The organism is Alphaproteobacteria bacterium, assembly GCA_016870095.1.
Taxonomy (GTDB): domain Bacteria; phylum Pseudomonadota; class Alphaproteobacteria; order Paracaedibacterales; family VGCI01; genus VGCI01.
Map to the genome: position 1 here is coordinate 114,861 of VGCI01000003.1, position 20,585 is coordinate 135,445.

Annotated in this window: 17 protein-coding genes; 14 read left to right on the forward strand and 3 right to left on the reverse strand. The window is 41.9% G+C overall.

All coding sequences use genetic code 11. The features are described 5' to 3' along the window. Positions 1-50 precede the first annotated feature (50 nt). From FJX03_03370 to FJX03_03390, 5 genes are all read left to right on the forward strand, one after another. Positions 51-1,634 carry a ribonuclease J gene (locus FJX03_03370; GenBank protein MBM3632733.1) on the forward strand — a complete coding sequence of 528 codons (1,584 nt, stop codon included), beginning with the start codon at positions 51-53 and terminating at the stop codon, positions 1,632-1,634. A 72-nt stretch (positions 1,635-1,706) separates the two neighbouring features. Beyond that, positions 1,707-2,108, forward strand: coding sequence for a methylmalonyl-CoA epimerase (gene mce / locus FJX03_03375; GenBank protein MBM3632734.1), 402 nt, complete (start codon positions 1,707-1,709; stop codon positions 2,106-2,108). Between the two features lie 169 nt (positions 2,109-2,277). Continuing rightward, positions 2,278-3,012 carry a gamma-glutamyl-gamma-aminobutyrate hydrolase family protein gene (locus FJX03_03380; protein MBM3632735.1) on the forward strand — a complete coding sequence of 245 codons (735 nt, stop codon included), beginning with the start codon at positions 2,278-2,280 and terminating at the stop codon, positions 3,010-3,012. Next, on the forward strand, positions 3,009-3,764 hold the full coding sequence (locus tag FJX03_03385; protein ID MBM3632736.1) for an rRNA pseudouridine synthase: 756 nt from the start codon (positions 3,009-3,011) through the stop codon (positions 3,762-3,764). Before FJX03_03380 ends, FJX03_03385 begins: the two co-directional genes overlap by 4 nt. A gap of 19 nt (positions 3,765-3,783) precedes the next feature. Continuing rightward, entirely contained in the window at positions 3,784-4,353 is a 570-nt protein-coding gene (locus tag FJX03_03390) for a DUF924 domain-containing protein (GenBank protein ID MBM3632737.1), read from the forward strand. 3 nt (positions 4,354-4,356) lie between these two features. Here FJX03_03390 and FJX03_03395 read toward each other — a convergent pair whose 3' ends face one another. After that, a complete protein-coding gene (locus FJX03_03395) occupies positions 4,357-5,643 on the reverse strand; it encodes an MFS transporter (protein MBM3632738.1) in 1,287 nt (428 codons plus the stop codon). A gap of 257 nt (positions 5,644-5,900) precedes the next feature. Here FJX03_03395 and ychF point away from each other — a divergent pair, with 257 nt between their 5' ends. From ychF to dnaE, 4 genes are all read left to right on the forward strand, one after another. Continuing rightward, positions 5,901-7,001 carry a redox-regulated ATPase YchF gene (gene ychF, locus FJX03_03400; protein MBM3632739.1) on the forward strand — a complete coding sequence of 367 codons (1,101 nt, stop codon included), beginning with the start codon at positions 5,901-5,903 and terminating at the stop codon, positions 6,999-7,001. A gap of 49 nt (positions 7,002-7,050) precedes the next feature. Further along, positions 7,051-8,265, forward strand: coding sequence for a multidrug effflux MFS transporter (locus FJX03_03405; protein MBM3632740.1), 1,215 nt, complete (start codon positions 7,051-7,053; stop codon positions 8,263-8,265). Between the two features lie 6 nt (positions 8,266-8,271). Further along, on the forward strand, positions 8,272-8,739 hold the full coding sequence (locus tag FJX03_03410) for an NUDIX hydrolase (protein MBM3632741.1): 468 nt from the start codon (positions 8,272-8,274) through the stop codon (positions 8,737-8,739). 73 nt (positions 8,740-8,812) lie between these two features. Further along, positions 8,813-12,286 (forward strand): DNA polymerase III subunit alpha, encoded by a 3,474-nt coding sequence (dnaE, locus tag FJX03_03415; GenBank protein ID MBM3632742.1) that lies wholly within the window; start codon positions 8,813-8,815, stop codon positions 12,284-12,286. Positions 12,287-12,343: 57 nt separating this feature from the next. Here the strand turns inward: dnaE and FJX03_03420 are convergent, their stop codons facing one another. Together FJX03_03420 and FJX03_03425 are read right to left on the reverse strand one after the other, a co-directional pair. Next, positions 12,344-13,591 carry a hypothetical protein gene (locus FJX03_03420; GenBank protein MBM3632743.1) on the reverse strand — a complete coding sequence of 416 codons (1,248 nt, stop codon included), beginning with the start codon at positions 13,589-13,591 and terminating at the stop codon, positions 12,344-12,346. A 218-nt stretch (positions 13,592-13,809) separates the two neighbouring features. Beyond that, positions 13,810-14,751, reverse strand: coding sequence for a hypothetical protein (locus FJX03_03425; protein ID MBM3632744.1), 942 nt, complete (start codon positions 14,749-14,751; stop codon positions 13,810-13,812). Positions 14,752-14,967: 216 nt separating this feature from the next. On the opposite strand from FJX03_03425, the gene FJX03_03430 reads away from it, so the two are divergent. From FJX03_03430 to fabZ, 5 genes are all read left to right on the forward strand, one after another. Further along, complete coding sequence (locus FJX03_03430; protein MBM3632745.1) at positions 14,968-16,500, forward strand: acyl-CoA carboxylase subunit beta; 1,533 nt, start codon at positions 14,968-14,970, stop codon at positions 16,498-16,500. Positions 16,501-16,640: 140 nt separating this feature from the next. Then, complete coding sequence (locus tag FJX03_03435; protein ID MBM3632746.1) at positions 16,641-16,973, forward strand: 2TM domain-containing protein; 333 nt, start codon at positions 16,641-16,643, stop codon at positions 16,971-16,973. 5 nt (positions 16,974-16,978) lie between these two features. Next, on the forward strand, positions 16,979-18,898 hold the full coding sequence (locus FJX03_03440; GenBank protein ID MBM3632747.1) for an acetyl-CoA carboxylase biotin carboxylase subunit: 1,920 nt from the start codon (positions 16,979-16,981) through the stop codon (positions 18,896-18,898). Between the two features lie 148 nt (positions 18,899-19,046). Further along, positions 19,047-20,066 carry a UDP-3-O-(3-hydroxymyristoyl)glucosamine N-acyltransferase gene (gene lpxD / locus FJX03_03445; GenBank protein ID MBM3632748.1) on the forward strand — a complete coding sequence of 340 codons (1,020 nt, stop codon included), beginning with the start codon at positions 19,047-19,049 and terminating at the stop codon, positions 20,064-20,066. A gap of 57 nt (positions 20,067-20,123) precedes the next feature. Next, a complete protein-coding gene (gene fabZ / locus FJX03_03450) occupies positions 20,124-20,576 on the forward strand; it encodes a 3-hydroxyacyl-ACP dehydratase FabZ (protein ID MBM3632749.1) in 453 nt (150 codons plus the stop codon). Positions 20,577-20,585 lie beyond the last annotated feature (9 nt).

The following is a 20,585-nucleotide window of genomic DNA, read 5'->3' on the forward strand; positions in this document are numbered from 1 at the left end:
CCAAAAAAGATCTATGGTTTCTTCCTCTTGGAGGATCAGGCGAGATCGGTATGAATCTCAATCTCTATGGTCACGATAACGAATGGATTATGGTAGACTTAGGAATAACTTTTGGAGATCGGTTAGGTGTGGATATTATTACACCTGATCCGGCTTTCATTGCTGAGCGTCGAGATTCACTAGTTGGAATTATTATTACGCATGCGCATGAAGATCATATAGGGGCTGTTCCCTACCTGTGGCAACATTTGCAGTGTCCCGTTTATGCAACTCCCTTCACCGCGAGCATTTTACGTCAAAAACTTAAAGATATTTCGTGGGGCAAGAAAGTTCCGATTATTGAAGTTCCCCTTTCAAGTACCATCCAGGTTGGAAAATTTTCTGTAGAATTCATTACTTTGACTCACTCTATTCCGGAGCCAAACGCTTTGGCGATTACGACACCTCTCGGCACAATTCTGCATACAGGGGATTGGAAAATTGACAGCAGTCCTTTTGTGGGAGAAGTTACCGATCATAAGCGTCTTAAAGCCTTGGGTGATAAGGGTATTTTGGCCATGGTTTGTGATTCCACAAACGTTCTTAACGAAGGAAGTTCAGGTTCTGAACAGGGCGTAAGAGAAGAACTTACGGATTTGATTCGTCGTCATCCGAATGGTCGTGTTGCTGTGGCTTGTTTTGCGTCGAACGTTGCTCGTTTAGAGACAGCTGCATTGGCTGCACGGGCAAACGGTCGTCAACCCGTATTGGTGGGCCGTTCCTTAATACGTATGGAAGAAGCAGCACGTCAAAATGGATACCTGACGGACATTCCCCGATTTCTTAATGAAGAAACGGCAGACGGATTGCCCCGGGATAGGATTTTGCTTATCGCTACAGGTTCTCAAGGAGAGCCTCGTTCAGCGCTTTCACGTATTGCCTCAGGACAGCATCCAGCTATAGAACTTGATGCTGGAGATACAGTTATATTTTCATCTCGAATGATTCCGGGTAATGAACGGAGTATTAGTGCGTTGCAAAATCGTCTTGTCTTAAAAGGCGTAAAAGTCATTACGGCTCATGAGGAAGATATTCACGTATCTGGACATCCTGCTCAGGATGAGCTTCGGCAAATGTATGAATGGGTTCGGCCTGAAATCCTAGTCCCGGTTCATGGAGAGGCTCGCCATCTTCAAGCCCATGCAGCCTTTGGTTTAGAATGCGGTATTGCTCAATCTATTACGCCAGAAAATGGAACGTTAATTCGTCTGGCGCCGGGTTCGCCTGAGATCGTTGATAATGTGCCAACGGGGCGAAAAGGTTTTGATGGCAATCGGTTAATTTCTATGGATAGTCTGATGCTTCGTGATCGTTATCGTTTGTCTATTCAAGGAACAATTGTGGTAACCATTGCACTTGATAAGGTTGGACAGCCGGCTCGTCCGATGCACCTTACGATGTTAGGTGTTGCCGAACCGGGAGAGGAAATGGATGAATTGTCACGGGATATTAACCGAGTCATACGCCAAACATTATTAGATAATCATAAAAATGAAGAGGTGCTAACGGAGGCACTTCGTGTTGCAATTCGCCGAGTTGTGAATACTCGGCTAGGCAAGAAGCCTCTAACTGAAGTACATTTAATACAAGTGTAAAACCTACAAAACTGCCTATCAATAAGCAGGGTCACTTTTACATGTAGGCAAATCAGGGGAGTGAAAATTTAAATGCTGAATCGATTAAATCATGTAGCAATTGCGGTACCTGATTTAGGTGCAGCTGTTACGTTTTATCGAGATGTTTTGGGGGCAGAAGTCTCTGAAGCTATGGACTTGTGGGAACACGGAGTGACCTCAGTTTTTGTTTACCTATCTAATACGAAACTTGAACTGATAACACCTTTAGGAGACCACTCACCCATTGCAGGGTTCCTAACCAAAAATCCTGCAGGGGGTTTGCATCATCTTTGTTTTGAAGTACAAGATATTCATATGTCATCGGATAAAGTTAACGCGGCGCACGTGAGACTTATTGATGTTCCTAAACAAGGAAGTCAAGGTAAGCCCGTTGTTTTTATGCATCCTAAAGATGTTTTTGGATGTTTATTAGAGTTAGAAGAATCAGCATAAAAGGTAAAATAAATGTGGAAATATGCTTTTTTGATAGGGCTTAGCACTTTGGTAAGTTCTTGTGGAAAAAAAGGTCCCGTGGAGCCTTTAGAGCCCAGCAGTTATCCTCATACTTATCCCAAACCTAAAATTATAGACCAGGAAATTGTTAAAAATTTAAAAAATGAGGATGTTAATGACGACTAAGCCACTTATTCTAATAACACTCGACGTGGAAGAGCCGGGCGGTTATTCAAAAATGCCTTGGTTTGCTTTGCGCAAGAATTATTGTGATGCTATTTTAGCTGCGGGAGGCATTCCTTTGCCTGTTCCCCACTATGAGGAGCTAGATGAACATTATGCATCTCTAGCCGATGGTTTTGTATTTACAGGTGGAGATTTTGATATTGATCCCGCGTTGTACGGCGAGGCCCACCGTCACGAGACTGTAAGGACCAAACAAAACAGAACAACTTTCGAATGGCGTTTATTGGAGTTAGCTCTCGAGAAAAAGAAACCGGTACTCGGTATTTGTGGAGGAATGCAACTTGTGAATGTTGTTTTAGGGGGAAGCCTGATTCAACATATTCCAGATGAAATCAATAATGGCTTACCTCATGAACAACCCAATCCACGAACTGAGGCAGGGCATGATGTGCAAATTTATGAAGATACGCTGTTACACAGACTTGTTTATTCTACAATAGTGGAAGGCAATATTCCCGTGAATAGTGCTCACCATCAAGCCATTAAGACATTAGGGAATGGACTTGTTATTAATGCAATGGCTTCTGATGGCATCATAGAGGGAATTGAAGATACACAACGGCCTTTCTGCTTAGGTATTCAATGGCACCCGGAATATCATATTAGTCATGCGGATAAAAATATTTTTCAAGGGCTTGTAGAGGCTGCAAAACAATGACGACATCTTTGACTGCACAGCCGATTGTAGGAGAACGCATTGCCAAACGCATGGCCCGAGCGGGTCTTTGTTCTCGACGTGATGCGGAGCGTTGGATCTTTGAGGGTCGCGTAACGATTGACGGAGAAATTCTAACCACCCCCGCCATAGTTGTGACGGATAAAATGAAAATTATGGTGGATGGAAAACTCATAACAGAAGTGCCAGAACCTCGACTTTGGTTATACCATAAGCCTGTTGATCTTTTAACAACTCATCATGATCCACAGGGTCGTCCCACAATCTTTGAAAACTTACCGTCATCCATGCCGAGAGTAATTTCTATTGGGCGTTTGGATTTAAATTCTGAAGGATTGCTTCTTCTCACCAATGATGGGGAATTATCGCGATATGCTGAGCTTCCTGCAACAGGATGGGCAAGGTCTTATCAGGTTCGTGTTTATGGAGAAGTTGATGAAAATGCGCTAGCAGATCTTGTGCATGGTGTTACAATAGATGGTATTTCGTACGGCCGCATTGAAGCTCAATTAGAAGATCCAAGTCACAATACGCGCTCAAATACTTGGCTCTTTATGACACTTTACGAGGGAAAAAATCGTGAAATCCGAAAAGTTATGGAATACTTAGGGCTTAGAGTGAACCGTTTGATTCGAGTGAGTTATGGTCCTTTTTCTTTGGAAGACTTAAACCCAGGTCAGGTTAAGGAAATTCCTCGAAGAGATTTTCTAAACGTGTTTAATGTTAATAAATAAGAAAATAATAGGATTATACATGCCAAATATTAAGTACCCCCTTCTTAAAGGTATTCTTGATTTCTGGTTTTCTGCAGAAGTCGAGCCATTTTGGTTTTCCAAAAATGATGACTTTGATACAACCATCGTGAAACAATATGGCATGTTATATGAAGAAATGGCGGCGGATTATCGAGATAAAAAACTTGATGAGATTAAAAGTGGCCAAGAAGCGTTGGCCCTTGTTATTCTTTTCGATCAATTTTCCCGCAATATGTTTCGAAATTCCCCCAAAGCATTTGCAACGGATGACCTAGCCCTTACCATTTCTAAAAGGGCTGTAGAGAGAGGATTTGATAGAGAATTAACATCTCTCGCACATCACAATTTCTTATATATGCCTTTTATGCACAGTGAAAATTTAGACGACCAAGAGGAAGGAATTCGTCTTTTTTCAGGTTTGCCGGGAAATGAACAAACAGTTTCTTATGCACGTCATCACAGGGATATTATTGCAAAGTTTGGCCGTTTTCCTCATCGCAATATTGATCTGGGGCGAAAACCTACCCCTGAAGAGGTTGAATTTGGAAAGACTTTTACAGGCTTTTAATAATCAAGTTGCTGGTGAGGGAGATATTTTTTCTAAGTTTTCTGGATATTCCTGACTTTGCTTAATAAACAAAGAAAGAATGACTGAAATACAAGTTACAAATAAAATCACGCCAAAGGCGACCTGATAAGTATGAATGGAGTAGGCGCGAATGCCTGCTTCTGTCATTTGTCCTTCCCAAAAATAGTCAAGAACTTGTCCTACATATTGTTGAATCATGGCGGCGGCCAGACTGACGATTCCATTTAGAAATCCTGTCATTGTTCCGGCAACTTCTGGTCCCATGATTGTGCAAGCGGCAATGAAACACAAAATTTCAGCTCCTGTACAAATTCCAACTGAAAATAAAATAGTATTGCCGAGCCAAATAGGAATATTTGGGACAAATACAATATAGGCTAGAAGCGCAACTATACCAACGCCCCCAAGAATGATTGCCTGCTTTACAGAGCCCAAAAGACGACTTATCCAAGCAAATAAGGGGCAGCCACAGGCTGTTCCAAAATAAATATAGGATACCATTTGTGCGGCCTCTTGCCGGTTAATATCAAATTTTTCCTCCATGAAGGAAACACCCCATAAATCTGCGACGACAGCGATGGAAAGATACAAACCAATAGCAACAAGAGCAAACAACCATGCCTGACCACTTTTGAATACGGATAACACTGATTGGAATGAGGCGTGTTCTTCTCCAGGTATAATCTCTTTTGTTTTTTTTGAAGCACGGGGGAGAATAAAGAAATTCAGCAGCAAAACAAGAGATCCAATAGCAGCCAGAATCATTAAACTTGCTCGCCAGCCTTGACTTTCAATGAGCATGACAAGCGGTCGACCTCCTAAGTAAGCCCCAAAGGTGCCAAATGTGGCTGTTAAGCCCATCATGAGACCTTTCCGATTATCTGGAAACCATTCATTTACAATCTTACTAACAGAAAGAAATGCGCACGCAGATCCGGTGCCCATCATCATGCGGGCTAGATATCCAAACAGCAATTGTTCACTGTGAGAAAAGAGAAGCACGCCTGAAACGCACAGAGCAATAGAGGATAAGATCATGCGGCGGGTTCCGTATCGATCAACTAACATCCCCACAGGTATTTGCATGAGCGCATAACAATAAAGAGCAAAAGAAGATAAGCTACTGAAGCCGCCGGCGGTCACGTCGAAAGCGATCATCAAATCGTCTTTCATGACACTAGGAGATACTCTAATAATGTATTGATACAAGTAGAATAAAACTGCACAAAGCCAAAGGAAATATGCAGAAGGAATTCGCCGCAATAACATAATTTTTAAATTCTCTTGGTAAATGATACTTTCTTTTTGATAAGTTGTATTGCTGAAGATTGCAAGATTTTTATATAGCGTCTCAAGAATCGGCAATCAAATTAAGTCCTAATAATTTTATAAGGTATAGCCTCTTTCACTAAAACAGCAAAGGCAGAAAACCATAGATATACTCGGATCAAGGTGTTAATTCAATTGCAACTTAGCTCTTCATCCATTAGAAGTTGATATAATATTTGTTTAACTGAGTAAAAATTATGGGATTTAATTGTGGAATTGTGGGGCTTCCGAATGTTGGAAAGTCCACTCTATTTAATGCACTAACAGCAACGGCAGCAGCTGAGGCTGCGAATTACCCTTTTTGTACGATTGAACCCAACATAGGTCGTGTGGGGGTACCGGATTCGCGGTTAGATAAGCTTGCCCTTATGGCCGGTTCGCAAAAGGTCATTCCAACTCAATTAGAGATTGTTGACATCGCTGGACTTGTGAGGGGAGCTAGCAAAGGCGAAGGATTGGGCAATCAATTCTTGGGTCATATCCGGAGTGTCGACGCGGTTATTCATGTTTTAAGATGCTTTGAAAATGATGATATTACCCATGTAGATGGTAGTGTTGATCCCATACGGGATTTGACAACCATAGAAACAGAATTAATGCTTGCTGATTTGGAAAGTTTAGAGCGACGGATGCAAGCTGGAGCCAAAAAGGCCAAAGGGGGGGATCTGGAAGCTAAAGCTCTCTTAGCGTTAATGGAGCAAGCGAAAAATCATTTGGAGCAAGGGAAACCTGCAAAAACAATGGTTGTTTCTAAAGAAGACGCGGATCTCTTTCAGCAAATTCAGCTTTTATCGGCTAAGCCAATGCTATACGTATGTAATGTATCTGAAGGCGAAGCCAGTACCGGCAATGAATGGACAGCAAAAGTGGACGACTATGCAAAGAATCATGACGCACGGGCTGTTGTGATATCTGCTGCCATAGAGTCTGAAGTCGCTGGGTTAGATAACGAACAGGATCAACGAGAATTCCTTCAGTCTCTTGGTTTAAAAGAAACAGGCTTAAAGCGCGTCATTCACGAGGGATATGGTTTGCTAAATCTCTTAACATTTTTCACTGTTGGTCCGAAAGAAGCTCGAGCGTGGACTACCCATCAAGGGTCCAAAGCTCCCCAAGCAGCAGGCGTCATACATACAGATTTTGAGCGTGGATTTATTTGTGCAGAGACAATTTCTTATGAAGATTATGTTGCATGTGAAGGGGAAGCGGGCGCAAAAGCGGCCGGTAAATTGCGTCTTGAGGGGCGTGACTATTTGGTAAAAGATGGGGATGTATTTCACTTTCGTTTTAATGTTTAGCCTTGCCGGTAATTAAATACAAACTCAAGGCATATAAGGTTATAGTAATATGAAAAGCATTCTTCTTCCTCGACGAAGACTTTTGGCAGTATTAATAATGTTAGCCGTTGCCTTAATGGTCTCGAGTATGGATATTTTCTTGCCCGCGTTGCCAATGATGCGTGATTATTTTGGTACAACAGAATACCTCATGCAACTCAGTTTGATGATTAGCCCGCTTGCAAGCGCCCTCGTAGCTCTTATTTTTGGGCGCATATCTGACATTTATGGTCGTCGACCGATTCTCTTTGCTTCTTTTGCTTTCTTCTTAATTGGCGGTCTTGGATGTTGTTTTGCCCATACAATGGAATCCTTTATGGTTAGTCGTTTTATTCAAGCCATTGGGTGTGGGGGCTTAAGTGTTGTTGGTGTTGTAATCATTGCAGATATGTTTCATGGTATCGATTATGCAAGATATATGAGTATATATGGGTCTTTATTTCCGCTCGTGTTCGCAATTTCACCTATACTTGGAGCTCATATAACAGAGCATTTTGGTTGGCGATTCTGTTTTATCCTAAACTTTTTGTCCATGTTGATCGTTACCCTATTTCTTCGTGCTCTTTTGCCGGAAACAATAAAAAAGGGTGCCCATGCCAATCAGGGTGGATTTCGAGAATTACTTGAAAAAACGACGATGCTTCTCACGAGTGCTGAATATTTGTTGATGGTTCTAGGGCACGCGCTTCCTATCACCCTCACAGGATTATTTTTGGCAAACGGCTCTTTCATTTTTATTGATGGTTTTGGATATACGCCCACTCTATTTTCCCTATACCAAGCTGTCCCTATTACTCTCAATTTTTTATCCTCATTACTCTATCGACGGTACATTGGCCGTTTAGGATTGAAGGGTGCCTTGCGGGTGGGTGCAGTAGGAATGTTTGGATTTGTCCTAGGTTCCTTAGCTTTGGTCACGCATCAAGTCCCCAGTACAGCTATAATAATTCTTGCCATTTTCTGTTTAAGTAATATAGCCATGCCTTTTGTGGTTGCGACTTGTGCGACGCGTGCTATAGAAATTTTTCCCGATGATCGGGGTTTGTCGGTATCCATTATGGCCATGGTGAGAAACATATTTCTAGCCGTGATTGTGAGCACAGCAGGACTTTTCTTTAATGGCACAATTTTACCGGTATATATTGCAATGATGTTGGTCGTTATCGTGGTGCTGGGTATTGTCTTCTTAGCATTACAGCGTCCTCTCGTTTTTGCAGGGGAGTGAGAGTCTATGGAATCTATTTCGCTTCTTCCCCCTGAAAACTTTCACCCTAAGATTGAGGTTGCGGGTTGTTATTGTGAATACGAGAACAAAATTCTTCTGTTAAAGCGGGCCCCGCATAAACTTCAAGGAATGACATGGGGTATTCCCGGAGGTAAATTAGAGTCGGAGGAAACACCAGTTGAGGGAGTTATCCGAGAAGTTTTTGAAGAAATTGGGCTGAAAATTGATGCAAATAAATTAAGTGAAATTGATACATTGTATGTTCGGCGTTCGTCAATTGACTATATATTTTATAGGTTTCGAGCCCACCTATCCTCTTTGCCCGTACTTCATTTAAATCTTGAGGAACATGTGGAAGCACGATGGGTTACCCTCGAGGAAGCTTTAGATTTGCCCCTCATTTATGGGGGTGCAGAAGCATTGGTAAATTATAGGACATTTCTAGAGGATAAGGTAAATCTAAAAGGCTCATAATCGTCCTTGGCGTATCCTTTACATCAGGCTATAAAAGAGAAGCGTTACACTTCTAATAAAGATTTCTGCAGTCATGACTCCATTCGTTCATTTACGTGTTCATACCGCTTATTCCCTCGCAGAAGGGGCTATTAAGCTGAAAGATTTGGCCAAGCAGTGTCGCGAATATTCTATGCCTGCTGTGGCAATCACGGATACGGCTAATCTTTTTGGAGCTCTCGAGTTTTCCATGAGTTGCGCTGAAAATGGTATTCAACCTATTATTGGGTGCCAAATCCATTTGCGCCGATCTTCCCCATCTTCCCCCGGGAATCAAAAACCTATTGAGCCGGATCAACTTGTTTTGATTGCTCAAAATGAGGAGGGATATCGCAATCTTCTTCATTTGGTTAGTGATTCTTATTTATCAGCGGCAAGTGGTGAATTACCTCAAATGACTCTTGAAGCTTTAAAAGAGCGAAGTGCGGGGTTAATAACTTTAACAGGGGGGCCAGCCGGTCCTATTGGTCGTTTGATTGCAGAAGGTCAACGAAGCGCTGCGGAAGAACTTCTTCTCACCTTAAAAGCCATTTTTCCCAATCATCTCTATGTTGAAATTATGCGACATGGATTAGCAATTGAAGATCAAATTGAGCCTATACTGGTTGATTTAGCCTATCAACATGATCTTCCTTTGGTAGCGACCAATGAGGTTTTTTTTAAAGACCCCGATATGTATGAAGCGCACGACGCTCTTTTGTGTATTGCAGAAGGTAGATATTTGAATCAAGATGATCGCCGACGCGTAACGCCTCATCATTTTTTCAAGACTGCCCAAGAAATGATAGAGATATTTTCAGACTTGCCTGAAGCCATTCACAATACAGTGGTAATTGCAAAGCGCTGTTCCTATATGCCTATCCCGCGTCATCCTATTTTACCACCCTATCCGACGGAATCGGGGCGTTCTGAAGGTGAGGAGCTCCGCGATATGGCAGAAAAAGGCTTACACGGGCGCTTGGAGCGTCAAGTCTATGATTTGACAGATTCTGCTGAAACCAAAATCGAGAAGCGTCAAATTTACTTGGATCGCCTAAACTATGAAATCAATGTCATTGAGAAAATGGGATTTCCCGGGTACTTCCTTGTCGTTGCAGATTTTATACAATGGGCAAAAAGTCAAGGTATACCTGTTGGTCCTGGTCGTGGGTCGGGTGCGGGCTCTTTGGTAGCGTGGGCTTTGACAATTACGGATATAGATCCCATTCGATTTGGATTATTGTTTGAGCGTTTCTTGAATCCAGAACGCGTTTCTATGCCTGACTTTGATATCGATTTTTGCCAAGAACGTCGCGATGAAGTGATTACTTACGTTCGTCGCAAATATGGCGACGATCGTGTTGCTCACATTATCACTTTTGGAAAGATGCAAGCCAAAATGGTTCTGCGAGACGTGGGACGTGTGCTCCAACTCCCCTATGGTCAGATTGACAGAATTTCTAAGCTTGTCCCCAACAATCCAGCCAATCCAGTAACGCTAGAGCAAGCCCTGGAAATGGAACCTTTATTGCGAGAAGCTCGTGATACAGATCCCGCAGTTGCAACGATGATGGATATGGGCATGAAGCTGGAAGGTTTATATCGTCATGCTTCAACCCATGCTGCAGGCGTCGTGATCGGAGATCGTCCCTTAGCTGACTTGGTGCCGCTTTATAAAGATGAAGGATCTATATTGCCGGCAACTCAATTCAGCATGAAATATGTGGAATTAGCGGGTTTATTAAAATTCGACTTTTTGGGTTTAAAAACATTAACAATTATTGAAAATTGTTGTCAGCGTCTGAAGACAAATGGAATTTCGATTGATATTGCTCAAATTCCCCTTGATGATCCTAAGACTTTTGAACTTCTTCAAAAGGTTGAAACAGTTGGTGTTTTCCAAGTTGAAGGTGCGGGCATGCGGGACGTGCTGCGCAAGCTTCGACCCGATCGCTTTGAAGACTTAATTGCTTTGGTCGCTCTTTATCGTCCAGGCCCTATGGATGATATCCCCCGATATCTGGCTTGTAAACATGGTGAAGAGAAAGTGACCTATCTTCACCCCCAATTGCAGTCCATACTGGAGCCAACATATGGGGTTATGGTTTATCAAGAACAGGTTATGCAAATTGCTCAAGTTTTAGGTGGATATACATTGGGTGCCGCAGATCTATTGCGTCGAGCCATGGGAAAGAAAATTAAGTCAGAAATGAATGCCCAGCGTGCTCAGTTTGTTGAAGGGGCAATTAAAAATGGTTTGATACCTGATATTGCCAGTCAAATTTTTGATCAAATGGCCAAGTTTGCCGGATATGGTTTTAACAAATCCCACTCTGCCCCTTATGCTCTATTGACTTATCAAACCGCCTATTTAAAAGCGAACCATCCTCTGGAATTTTTTGCAGCATCCATGACATATGATGTGAATAATACCGATAAACTAAATGTATTTCGTCAAGATATGGACCGATTAAAAATTGCTCTACTGCCCCCAGATATGAACGCTTCAGAAGTTTCGTTTTGTGTTGAAGGCAATGGCATTCGCTATGCATTAGCGGCTATTAAGGGTGTTGGTGAAGCGGGAATGAAAATAGTTCGACACGATCGTCAACTTCACGGACCTTTTAAAAGTTTGCTAGAATTTGCCCAGCGAATCGGCACGTGTGGAGCCAGTAGCGCGTTAAACAAGCGTCAATTGGAAAATCTTGTTTCCGCGGGAGCGTTCGATGGGTTAAATGCCAATCGCAAGCAAACCCATGGTGCAATTGAGAGCATGTTGAGACAGGCGGCACTTTCAGCTCAAGAAAAACAGAGCCAACAACATAGTTTGTTTGGATTTTCGGCATCTCAAAACCATCAAACTCTTTTGCTTCCTCCCATGAATGATTGGGGATCTCTTGAAAAATTACAGAATGAGTTTGACGCTCTCGGATTTTTCCTCTCCGCTCATCCTTTGGATATTTATGGATCTTCTCTGGCACGTCTCGGGGTGACGTCTAGCGAAACTGTAAAGGAAATGGGAGATGGGGCCACAGTAAAGTTGGCAGGAATTGTATTGGTCAAGCAAGAGCGAACTTCCAAAACCGGTCAAAAATTTGCTTTTGTAAAACTGTCTGATGCCCAAGGGGTTTTTGAAGTTGCCGTATTTTCAGAAGTCTACAGTCGCAGCCGGGATCTTTTAGAGCCAGGAAAGCCTTTGCTGGTGAGTGCAATTTTAAAGCAAGAATCGGAAGGTCCGGGAGGTGAGAGAAACTTTCGCTTAACAGGCCAGGGCGTGCAACTTTTAGATGAAGCGATGCAATCTTTGACAAAAATGATTAGGGTGCGCGTGAATGAAACGGCAAAAGCCGATGATTTACGTCAAATATTTAAAAGTGCTCCTGCCGGTAATGCCCGTGTGAGTATTGAAGTGATTTTTACCTCGACGCCGACCATTCAAATATTGTTGCCTGATAGTTACCACATCCATGCAGAAACACGCTCTCAGCTTTTGGGAGTGCCAGGCATTATAGGGATTGAGGATTTATAAATATAAAAAACCCCTCTCGAAAGAGAGGGGCTCATTTAATCTATAAAATTTTTATTTTTATTTCCAATCATCATCATCAGTTTTAGGGGTTTCTTTTGATTCGATCTTTCCTATAATAGCACCCCTCCTTTGAGACAGGGCTTTAGATAATACGCTTTGCACTGTATTAGAATTATCGCCTTGATGTGTCTCTTTACTGTCGGGATGAGGCACGGTATTATCTACTTTCTTAAGCACTTTTCCACCTTGAATTTGAGCTAACAGGTTCCCACGAGGGGTAGGTTGAGTTAAAGGTTGCGAGGTAGCAGAATTTTTATCACTCGCGGGCGGTGGGGGGGCTGCAGGTATATCAGATGCCGTTGAGGGGGCATTGTTGGTCATGCTTTTTGCAGGAAGCTGAGTCGTTCTGAGTTTCTTTGCTTGGATCTGATCCAATAATGGATTGGGTGCCCGTGTTTCTTCCACCGGTGAGACAGGATCGGTGGAATGTTCAGTGGATGAAGAAGCAGGTATTGACTCATTGAGGGCTGTATTAGGAGGATTGTTTGGTGTTCGATGTTGCCCCAATTTGGGGGTAGAAGCATCACTTCCAAGGGCGGTTGATGAATGACCTGGAGCTGCGCGTACAAACCCTCCGTCTTTACCGGCAGGAGATAATGACTTAGAATCTGAAGACGCTTCTACCGCATTAGACAGACCTAATCGCTCCTTTTCTTTGGTAGTTAGCACATTGAGAAGCTGCTTTTCTTTATCACTCAGCTTCGTTGGGTCGATACCCGCAGGCACCAAATTGGATGTTGGGACAACACTTCGTGAAGTGGGTGTCATTTCACAATTTTTCATCTGTTTCGCAACTAAATCTGCTTTATCCGTCAAAGTTTTGCTTTTTTTCTGGTAGTCATTTAAATACTTTTTCCCACGGGAGTCCGTTGCTTTTTCAAACCGTGTAATATTCTCTTGGTTATCTTTAATTGCAGTCTCATAACCCATTTTTTCGTCTTCCAATATCTTTTGTAAATTTGCTTTGTTTGTTGGGTTTAAATTCTTACAAAATGCAAGAAGAGCATCTTTAATTTTTGTGTTATCGCAGTTTGCGGCACAATCATTCACATTTTTTTGAAAATCTTTAGAAGATCGATTTGCCAGCACTGTTTTTCCACATTTTAGCTTGCAAGTTGCTACATTCCACGCAGCTTCTGTTTTTTGTGTGCTTAAACATGTAAATGTTAAAGTTCCTAAAACTAAGCTTAAAATCGAAATTGTATTGCGCATAGTTACTTTTTCCATTGTTTTCATCCTTATCATCTATTATGTCGCCTATAAATTATTATGAGCTAAGAGAATTAAAAAAATCTTAACTATTTTAAATCTCTATTTTTTGGATATTTCATAAGGTTCTGAAAGGTATTCAATTCGCAAATAAACTTTTTCAAGTTTAGGAGCTGTGCCTGTTTGGAGAGCAACTTATTTATAAAAAAAACCCCTCCGAAGGGAGGGGTATCTTACATAATTTAAATCTTAGTTTAATTACCGTTAGCGGCTGCGGCAGCAGCGGCTTCTCTTTTTGCTTTCATGGCGAGCGCAGCTTTCTGTATTTCGTTGATACTTGACCCTTGATCGGTGTTCGTTGCTGGTTTAGGTGTACCATTTGCAGATGGAGTGGGTAGAGAACCCAATCTGCGAGTAGGTGAAGTAGTATCGGGCGCTCCTACAGGATTTGCTGCAACTGGAGAAGTTGTTGCCTTAACATCTGTCTCATTTTTTTTAAGTTCTCTACCTTTTCGAATGTCAGCTAACAAATCTGCAGGTTGAGTTTTGTTTGCTGGAGAAGGTGCTGTTGCAGGTACTGCTGCTTTTGCAGAAGCTGGAGGTGGTGGCGGTGGCGGAGCAGGCGGCACATTAGATGGTGCAGTATTCACATCCGCTGGTGACGGAGCTGGTTCAGGCCTAAACATTGGTGTTGGGACTGGAGGTACAGCTGGAGCTCCGGCCGGAGCTGTTATTGCGGGAGTGGCAACATCCAATGCAACAGGGCATTTCTTCATTTGATCCGCAACGGCTTTAATCTTAGTGTCTAATAATTTATCTTTACTCGTATATTCTTTTGTGAGTTTTTTCCCTCTATAGTCTGATGCATTTTTAAATTGATCTATTTTACTTTGATTTGCTTTTTTTTCTTCTTCATAACCGAGTTTTTGTTTACTTAAATCATCATTTAATTTTTTCTTATCTACCAACTTATCGCAGTTAGCGAGAAGAACATCCTTAATGATCGCATTATCACAATTTCTAGCACACTCATTCAGAGTTTTCGTCTTGTTTCCTACCACGTACTTATTACATCTTACTTTGCACTCTGCAGGGCTCCAAGCCACTGTATTCTGAGTGCCTAGACTCATAATTGTTAAAGTTCCCATAATTAAGCTAAGTGTGGAAACTCTGTTTTTGGAAATTAATTTTTGCATTTTTTTATCCTTTAAATTATATAAACAATACAAATTCATTGTAATTATTAAATAATTAAAAAAATATTAAAAATATATATTAAAAAAATTTTTGAAATTAACAATTATTAGAATGTCTATAAATTAATATTATTTTAAGATTTTTCATGGAACATAGAATTATAGGTTAGATTTACTAAAAGTTTACAAACTCTCAAAATAGTTTGGCAAAATAAAATGCAAAAAATTCTGAACCAGCTCGAAGAAAAACGCAAAGCTTGTTATTTAGGGGGCGGCCAGGAGCGTATTGATCGTCAACATGGTAAGGGAAAATTGACCGCACGCGAACGTTTAGATATTCTTTTAGATGAGGGATCGTTTGAAGAGTGGGGGCTTTTTGTTGAGCATCGATCTCAAGATTTTGGGTTGGATAAACTAACCATTCCGGGAGACGGAGTGGTGACTGGTTATGGCACTATTAATGGCAGGCTGGTGTTCGTATTTTCCCAAGACTTTACCGTTTTTGGTGGCTCATTAGGCGAAGCCCACGCCGAAAAAATTGCCAAAATTATGGACAAGGCCATACAAGTGGGAGCTCCCCTTATTGGGTTAAACGATTCTGGAGGGGCGCGCATTCAAGAAGGTGTCGATTCTCTTGCAGGTTATGCAGAAGTTTTTCAACGAAATGTTTTGGCCTCTGGCGTGATCCCCCAACTATCTTTAATTATGGGGCCGTGCGCAGGGGGTGCTGTCTATTCACCCGCGATGACAGATTTTATTTTTATGGTAAAACAGACAGCCTACATGTTTGTGACAGGTCCCGATGTTGTCAAAACTGTAACTAACGAGACCGTTAGCGCAGAAGATTTAGGAGGTGCTAAAGTTCATACGACCCAATCCGGCGTTGCCGATTTGGCGCCTCCAAATGATATAGATGCTCTTATGCAAGCGCGTCGATTGATCGATTTTTTGCCGCTTTCAAATCGGGAATCTCCGCCCCTTCGTAAAACGTCAGATGCGCCAAATCGTCTCGATCCGGCACTGGATACCTTGATTCCCCCTAATCCAAATCTTCCCTATGACATGAGGGAGCTCATCCATAGCGTGCTTGATGATGGAGATTTCTTTGAAATGCAGCCTGAATTTGCGCCCAATATTCTCATTGGATTTGGTCGCATGGATGGTCGATCGGTAGGTATTGTTGCTAATCAGCCTATGGTTTTAGCAGGCTGTTTGGATATTAATGCATCTCGAAAGGCGGCTCGATTCGTTCGGTTTTGCGATTGTTTTAACATTCCCTTGCTAACCTTCGTCGATGTGCCGGGATTCTTACCCGGTATTGAACAGGAGCAGGGCGGTATCATTAAACACGGGGCAAAATTATTATTTGCTTTTGCTGAAGCAACGGTTCCTAAAGTCACACTTATTACACGGAAGGCTTACGGGGGGGCTTATGATGTTATGAGCTCAAAGCATATTCGCGCAGATGTCAATTTCGCGTGGCCAACGTCAGAAATTGCCGTTATGGGCCCTAAGGGTGCTGTAGAGATTATTTTTCGTGGGGATTTAAGTTCGCCTGAAAGCATGGCGTGCCGCGAGGAAGAATACCGAGATAAGTTTGCAAATCCCTTGATTGCAGCCCATCGTGGATTTATTGATGATATTATTCAACCACGAGAAACACGATTGCGAATGTGCCGTTCCTTAGACATGTTGGCGAATAAAACACTTGTCAATCCGTCAAAGAAGCACGACAATATCCCATTATGACTCTCTCACAAAGCACAAGAGTGTCAGTTTAGGCATTAGAAGTTTTAAGGAACTTCATATCAGACTTAGCTGGCAAATAGGAAGCTGTGACTGAGACGGTTTTTTGGGAACATAAATTGAAATGTTAGGGAGATAACCAAATGGATAAAGAAGCACAAGTCAGAGAACGTGTTCGTGAATTACGGGTATATTATACCAATCTGGTCGTTTATGCAGGAGTAACAGCCGGATGTATTCTGGTTTGGTTGCTCAATGGTGCTGGTGCCTTTTGGCCTATTTGGCCCATTATGGCTTTTGGAATTGCTGCTGCTTTACAAGGCGCGCGTCTTGGACAATTAAAAGCTCTAGAAGAATGGTTCCCTTTTTTAAGTCCAGAGTGGGAAGAAAATCAGGTTAAGACACTCATTAAGGGACGTAAAGAAGATAAAAAATCAAAGCCCACTGGAAAATTAACTGACGATATGAACGATTAAGTTTCTTGTTTAGCAAGATTCTGATTGCAAATCGGGGGGAGATTGCTTGCCGGATCATGCGCACATGTCGGCAAATGGGTATTGGTACGGTCGCCATTTACTCCCAAGCAGACTCAAGAGCTCTACATACACATTCGGCTGATGAGTCCTATCTCATTGGCCCACCTACCCCCAGTCAAAGTTATCTTAATGCACAAATTATAATTGAAACGGCTTTAGCCGCTGGGGCTCAAGCCATTCATCCTGGGTATGGTTTTTTATCAGAAAATGCAGATTTTGCAAAAGCGGTTGAAGAGGCAGGCCTCACGTTTATTGGCCCTCTCTCACGTGTTATTCGGATCATGGGTGATAAACTTCAAGCTAAAACTTTAGCTCGCCAGGCCGGTGTATCCATTTTGCCGGGTAGTGAAAGTGCAGTGACCACTAAAGATGAGGTTCAACGTTATGCAGATCTCGTTGGCTACCCTTTGTTGTTAAAAGCAGCAGCGGGGGGTGGCGGCAAAGGTATGCGGATTGTCTATGACGAAAGTCAGATAAACGATAATTTAAATCATGCTATGCATGAAGCTTTTTCAAGCTTTGGGGATGGGCGGGTATTTGTTGAAAAATATGTGCAATCTCCTCGGCATATCGAAATTCAAATTTTAGGAGACCATCAGGGAAATATTGTCCATTTGGGGGAGCGGGATTGCTCCCTTCAAAGGCGCCATCAAAAAGTTATTGAAGAAACTCCCAGTTGTTTTATTACGGCGGATGTGCGCCAAAGGATGGTCGATCAAGCAATCTCTTTAGCTCGTCAAGTGGGATATACGTCTGCTGGAACGATAGAGTTTATGGTTGCGCCCAATAAGGAATTCTATTTCCTTGAAATGAATACACGACTTCAAGTTGAACATCCAATTACAGAAATGGTCACAGGTCTTGATCTTGTTGAACAAATGATTCGTATTGCAGCAGGAGAACCTTTATCTTTTTCTCAAAGCCAAATTACATTCACAGGTCATGCGATTGAAGCCCGCCTATACGCTGAAGATTCCTGGCAAGGCTTTTTGCCATCGAGTGGTCGAGTTACACAATTCATTCCTCCAGTGCTTTCAGACAATCTACGCTTGGATACGGGAATAGAAGCGGGGTCAGAAATTAGTATTTATTATGATCCCATGATTGCAAAACTCATTGCATGGGCTCCTAAGCGCCATGAGGCCATTAAAAACTTGAAGCAGGGATTGACACAATTTATTATTGAAGGACCGGTCCATAACACGGGGTTTTTAGAGCAGCTCCTCCATCAACAAAAAGTAAAAGATGGAGACTATTCTACTCACTTTATAGAAAAAGAGATGAGCCAGAACATACCAGACTGTCAGAAAAATTTGGTATCGGCAATTGCCGTCATGATCTATCAGAAAATTTATGTACATGATATTTCATCTGAATGGATTGTGGTGGAAAACGGGCAGGGAACTCTTGTTAAAATTCAAGATCATTTTATTTGTGTAGGAGAATATAAGACCGAGTTGTATCTTGACTGGGAACCTAAAGAAAAATTGTTTGTTGTGAAAAGTCCTGAAGAAACTTTTTCCGGCAAAGTGCAGATTACAGGCATAAACTTGACTATTAGTCTTTTTGGCTTTGAATATAAGGTTCAAATTATGCGTCCCAAAACCTGGGACTTATATTCACATGTTCAGCCCCCGAAGGCCGTGCCAGATAATCTCCTAGTGAAAGCTCCTATGCCGGGCATTTTGATTTCAATGCCTATAACAACAGGAGATCGCGTCAAATTGGGCCAGACTCTCCTTGTTATTGAGGCTATGAAAATGGAAAATGTCATTAAAGCGCCGACACAAGGGGTCGTGAGGGAAGTCTTTGTTCGTGTCGGCGATACTCTTCTACGAGATCAAATCCTTATAAAACTTGTTTAGCATAGCTTTTTTCCAATGAATCTCTCCCCTTTTTTGTTTAAAATACAAGCTCATGTGTGATATGGTTTTGACAGTTTTAAAGTAACGCAAAAGTTACCCTAGGTGTGGTGAAAAGACTGATAATTTGAGCAAGGGGATATCCATAAAAATGGCTGACGAACGTTTCTATCAAAAATCTGGACCTTACACTGTACAGGATATTGCCGTCATTTGTGGAATTGAATTAACTCCAAATGTAGATGGCAATCAAGTTATTACAGATGTTTCTCCTTTGCATAAAGCTGGTTTTGGGCATATTAGTTGTTTTCATAACCCCAAATATCTAGAGCAATTTAAAGTTACAAAAGCTTCGGTATGTTTGGTGGCATCTGAGTATGCTAAATATGCCCCTAAAAACCTTGTCGTGCTGATAACCCCCAAGCCATACCGGGCTTATGGACAGGTAGCAGCCCTTTTTTACCCTCCTATTAAGAAAATGGGGGGGATTTCATCTCAAGCAGCAATTCATTCGACTGCAAAAATAGGCAAAAATTGTTATATTGGTCCTTTTGCCGTCATTGAGGAAAATGTTCAGATTGGTGATGGTTGCGAAATTGGTGCCAATTCTTTTATTGAAGCAAATGTTGAACTGGGTGCTGAATGCAGAATTTCCACACATGTTTCCATAAGCCATGCGCTGCTCGGAAAGCGGGTAGTCGTGAAATCTGGTGCTCGAATTGGTCAAAAAGGTTTTGGTTTTCATATGGATGAAGATGGCCACTTAAATATTCCCCAACTTGGACGTGTTGTTATTGGTGATGATGTAGAAATTGGTTCAAATACGACAATTGATAGAGGAGCAGAAACAGATACGTTTATCGGATGCGGCACACGAATTGATAATCTTGTCCAAATTGCTCACAATGTACAAATTGGTGAAAATTGTGTTATCGTTGCCCAATGTGGAATTGCAGGGAGTACGCAGCTCGGTAGGTTCGTTATTGCTGCAGGTCAAGTTGGTATTGCGGGTCACCTTGTTATTGGTGATGGAGTCAAAATTGCAGCAAAAAGCGGTGTCTACAGCAATATTGAAAAAGGTCTGACTGTTGGTGGCTTCCCAAGTATACCTATTCGAGATTGGCATCGTCAAAGCGTGGCATTAAAAAAACTTGTTAATAAGGGAAAATAAAGAAAAATGACTCAATCTTCTGTTATCATTCATAATTTTCAAAAGGAAGATCAAACCATGAAAGATGTAAAGTCTTCTAACGTTGCTCATATCGAAGAAATAATGTCTCTTATTCCGCATCGTTACCCCATGCTACTCATCGATCGCGTTGAGGACATTGAACCCGGAGAGTCGGCGGTAGGAGTTAAAAATGTTTCATTAAATGAATGGTATTTTCAAGGACATTTCCCTGGCAGGCCGATATTGCCAGGTGTATTAATCGTTGAAGCTATGGCGCAAACTGCTGCTGTCGCAGTCATGAGAAATATCAGTGGAAATGATAAAAGTGTTTTCTTTATGTCTATTGATGAAGCTAAATTTCGCAAACCCGTCGTCCCGGGAGATGTCTTAAAATTAAAAGTTACAAAAGAAAGAAGTCGGGGTACTGTTTGGAAATTTAAAGGTGAAGCTACCGTTGATGGCACATTAGTTGCTGAAGCTAGTGTTACAGCAATGATTGGGGATAAGTAACACTTTGTA

Bases quoted from the DNA above. Each gene is read 5' to 3' on its own strand.
- fabZ (MBM3632749.1), top strand. From the start codon at position 20,124: ATGAAAGATGTAAAGTCTTCTAACGTTGCTCATATCGAAGAAATAATG.
- FJX03_03380 (MBM3632735.1), top strand. From the start codon at position 2,278: ATGTTAATGACGACTAAGCCACTTATTCTAATAACACTCGACGTGGAA.
- FJX03_03420 (MBM3632743.1), bottom strand. From the start codon at position 13,591: ATGATAAGGATGAAAACAATGGAAAAAGTAACTATGCGCAATACAATT.
- lpxD (MBM3632748.1), top strand. From the start codon at position 19,047: ATGGCTGACGAACGTTTCTATCAAAAATCTGGACCTTACACTGTACAG.
- FJX03_03425 (MBM3632744.1), bottom strand. From the start codon at position 14,751: ATGCAAAAATTAATTTCCAAAAACAGAGTTTCCACACTTAGCTTAATT.
- FJX03_03395 (MBM3632738.1), bottom strand. From the start codon at position 5,643: ATGTTATTGCGGCGAATTCCTTCTGCATATTTCCTTTGGCTTTGTGCA.
- dnaE (MBM3632742.1), top strand. From the start codon at position 8,813: ATGACTCCATTCGTTCATTTACGTGTTCATACCGCTTATTCCCTCGCA.
- ychF (MBM3632739.1), top strand. From the start codon at position 5,901: ATGGGATTTAATTGTGGAATTGTGGGGCTTCCGAATGTTGGAAAGTCC.
- FJX03_03405 (MBM3632740.1), top strand. From the start codon at position 7,051: ATGAAAAGCATTCTTCTTCCTCGACGAAGACTTTTGGCAGTATTAATA.
- FJX03_03410 (MBM3632741.1), top strand. From the start codon at position 8,272: ATGGAATCTATTTCGCTTCTTCCCCCTGAAAACTTTCACCCTAAGATT.
- FJX03_03435 (MBM3632746.1), top strand. From the start codon at position 16,641: ATGGATAAAGAAGCACAAGTCAGAGAACGTGTTCGTGAATTACGGGTA.
- mce (MBM3632734.1), top strand. From the start codon at position 1,707: ATGCTGAATCGATTAAATCATGTAGCAATTGCGGTACCTGATTTAGGT.
- FJX03_03370 (MBM3632733.1), top strand. From the start codon at position 51: ATGAATCTCAATCTCTATGGTCACGATAACGAATGGATTATGGTAGAC.
- FJX03_03385 (MBM3632736.1), top strand. From the start codon at position 3,009: ATGACGACATCTTTGACTGCACAGCCGATTGTAGGAGAACGCATTGCC.
- FJX03_03390 (MBM3632737.1), top strand. From the start codon at position 3,784: ATGCCAAATATTAAGTACCCCCTTCTTAAAGGTATTCTTGATTTCTGG.
- FJX03_03430 (MBM3632745.1), top strand. From the start codon at position 14,968: ATGCAAAAAATTCTGAACCAGCTCGAAGAAAAACGCAAAGCTTGTTAT.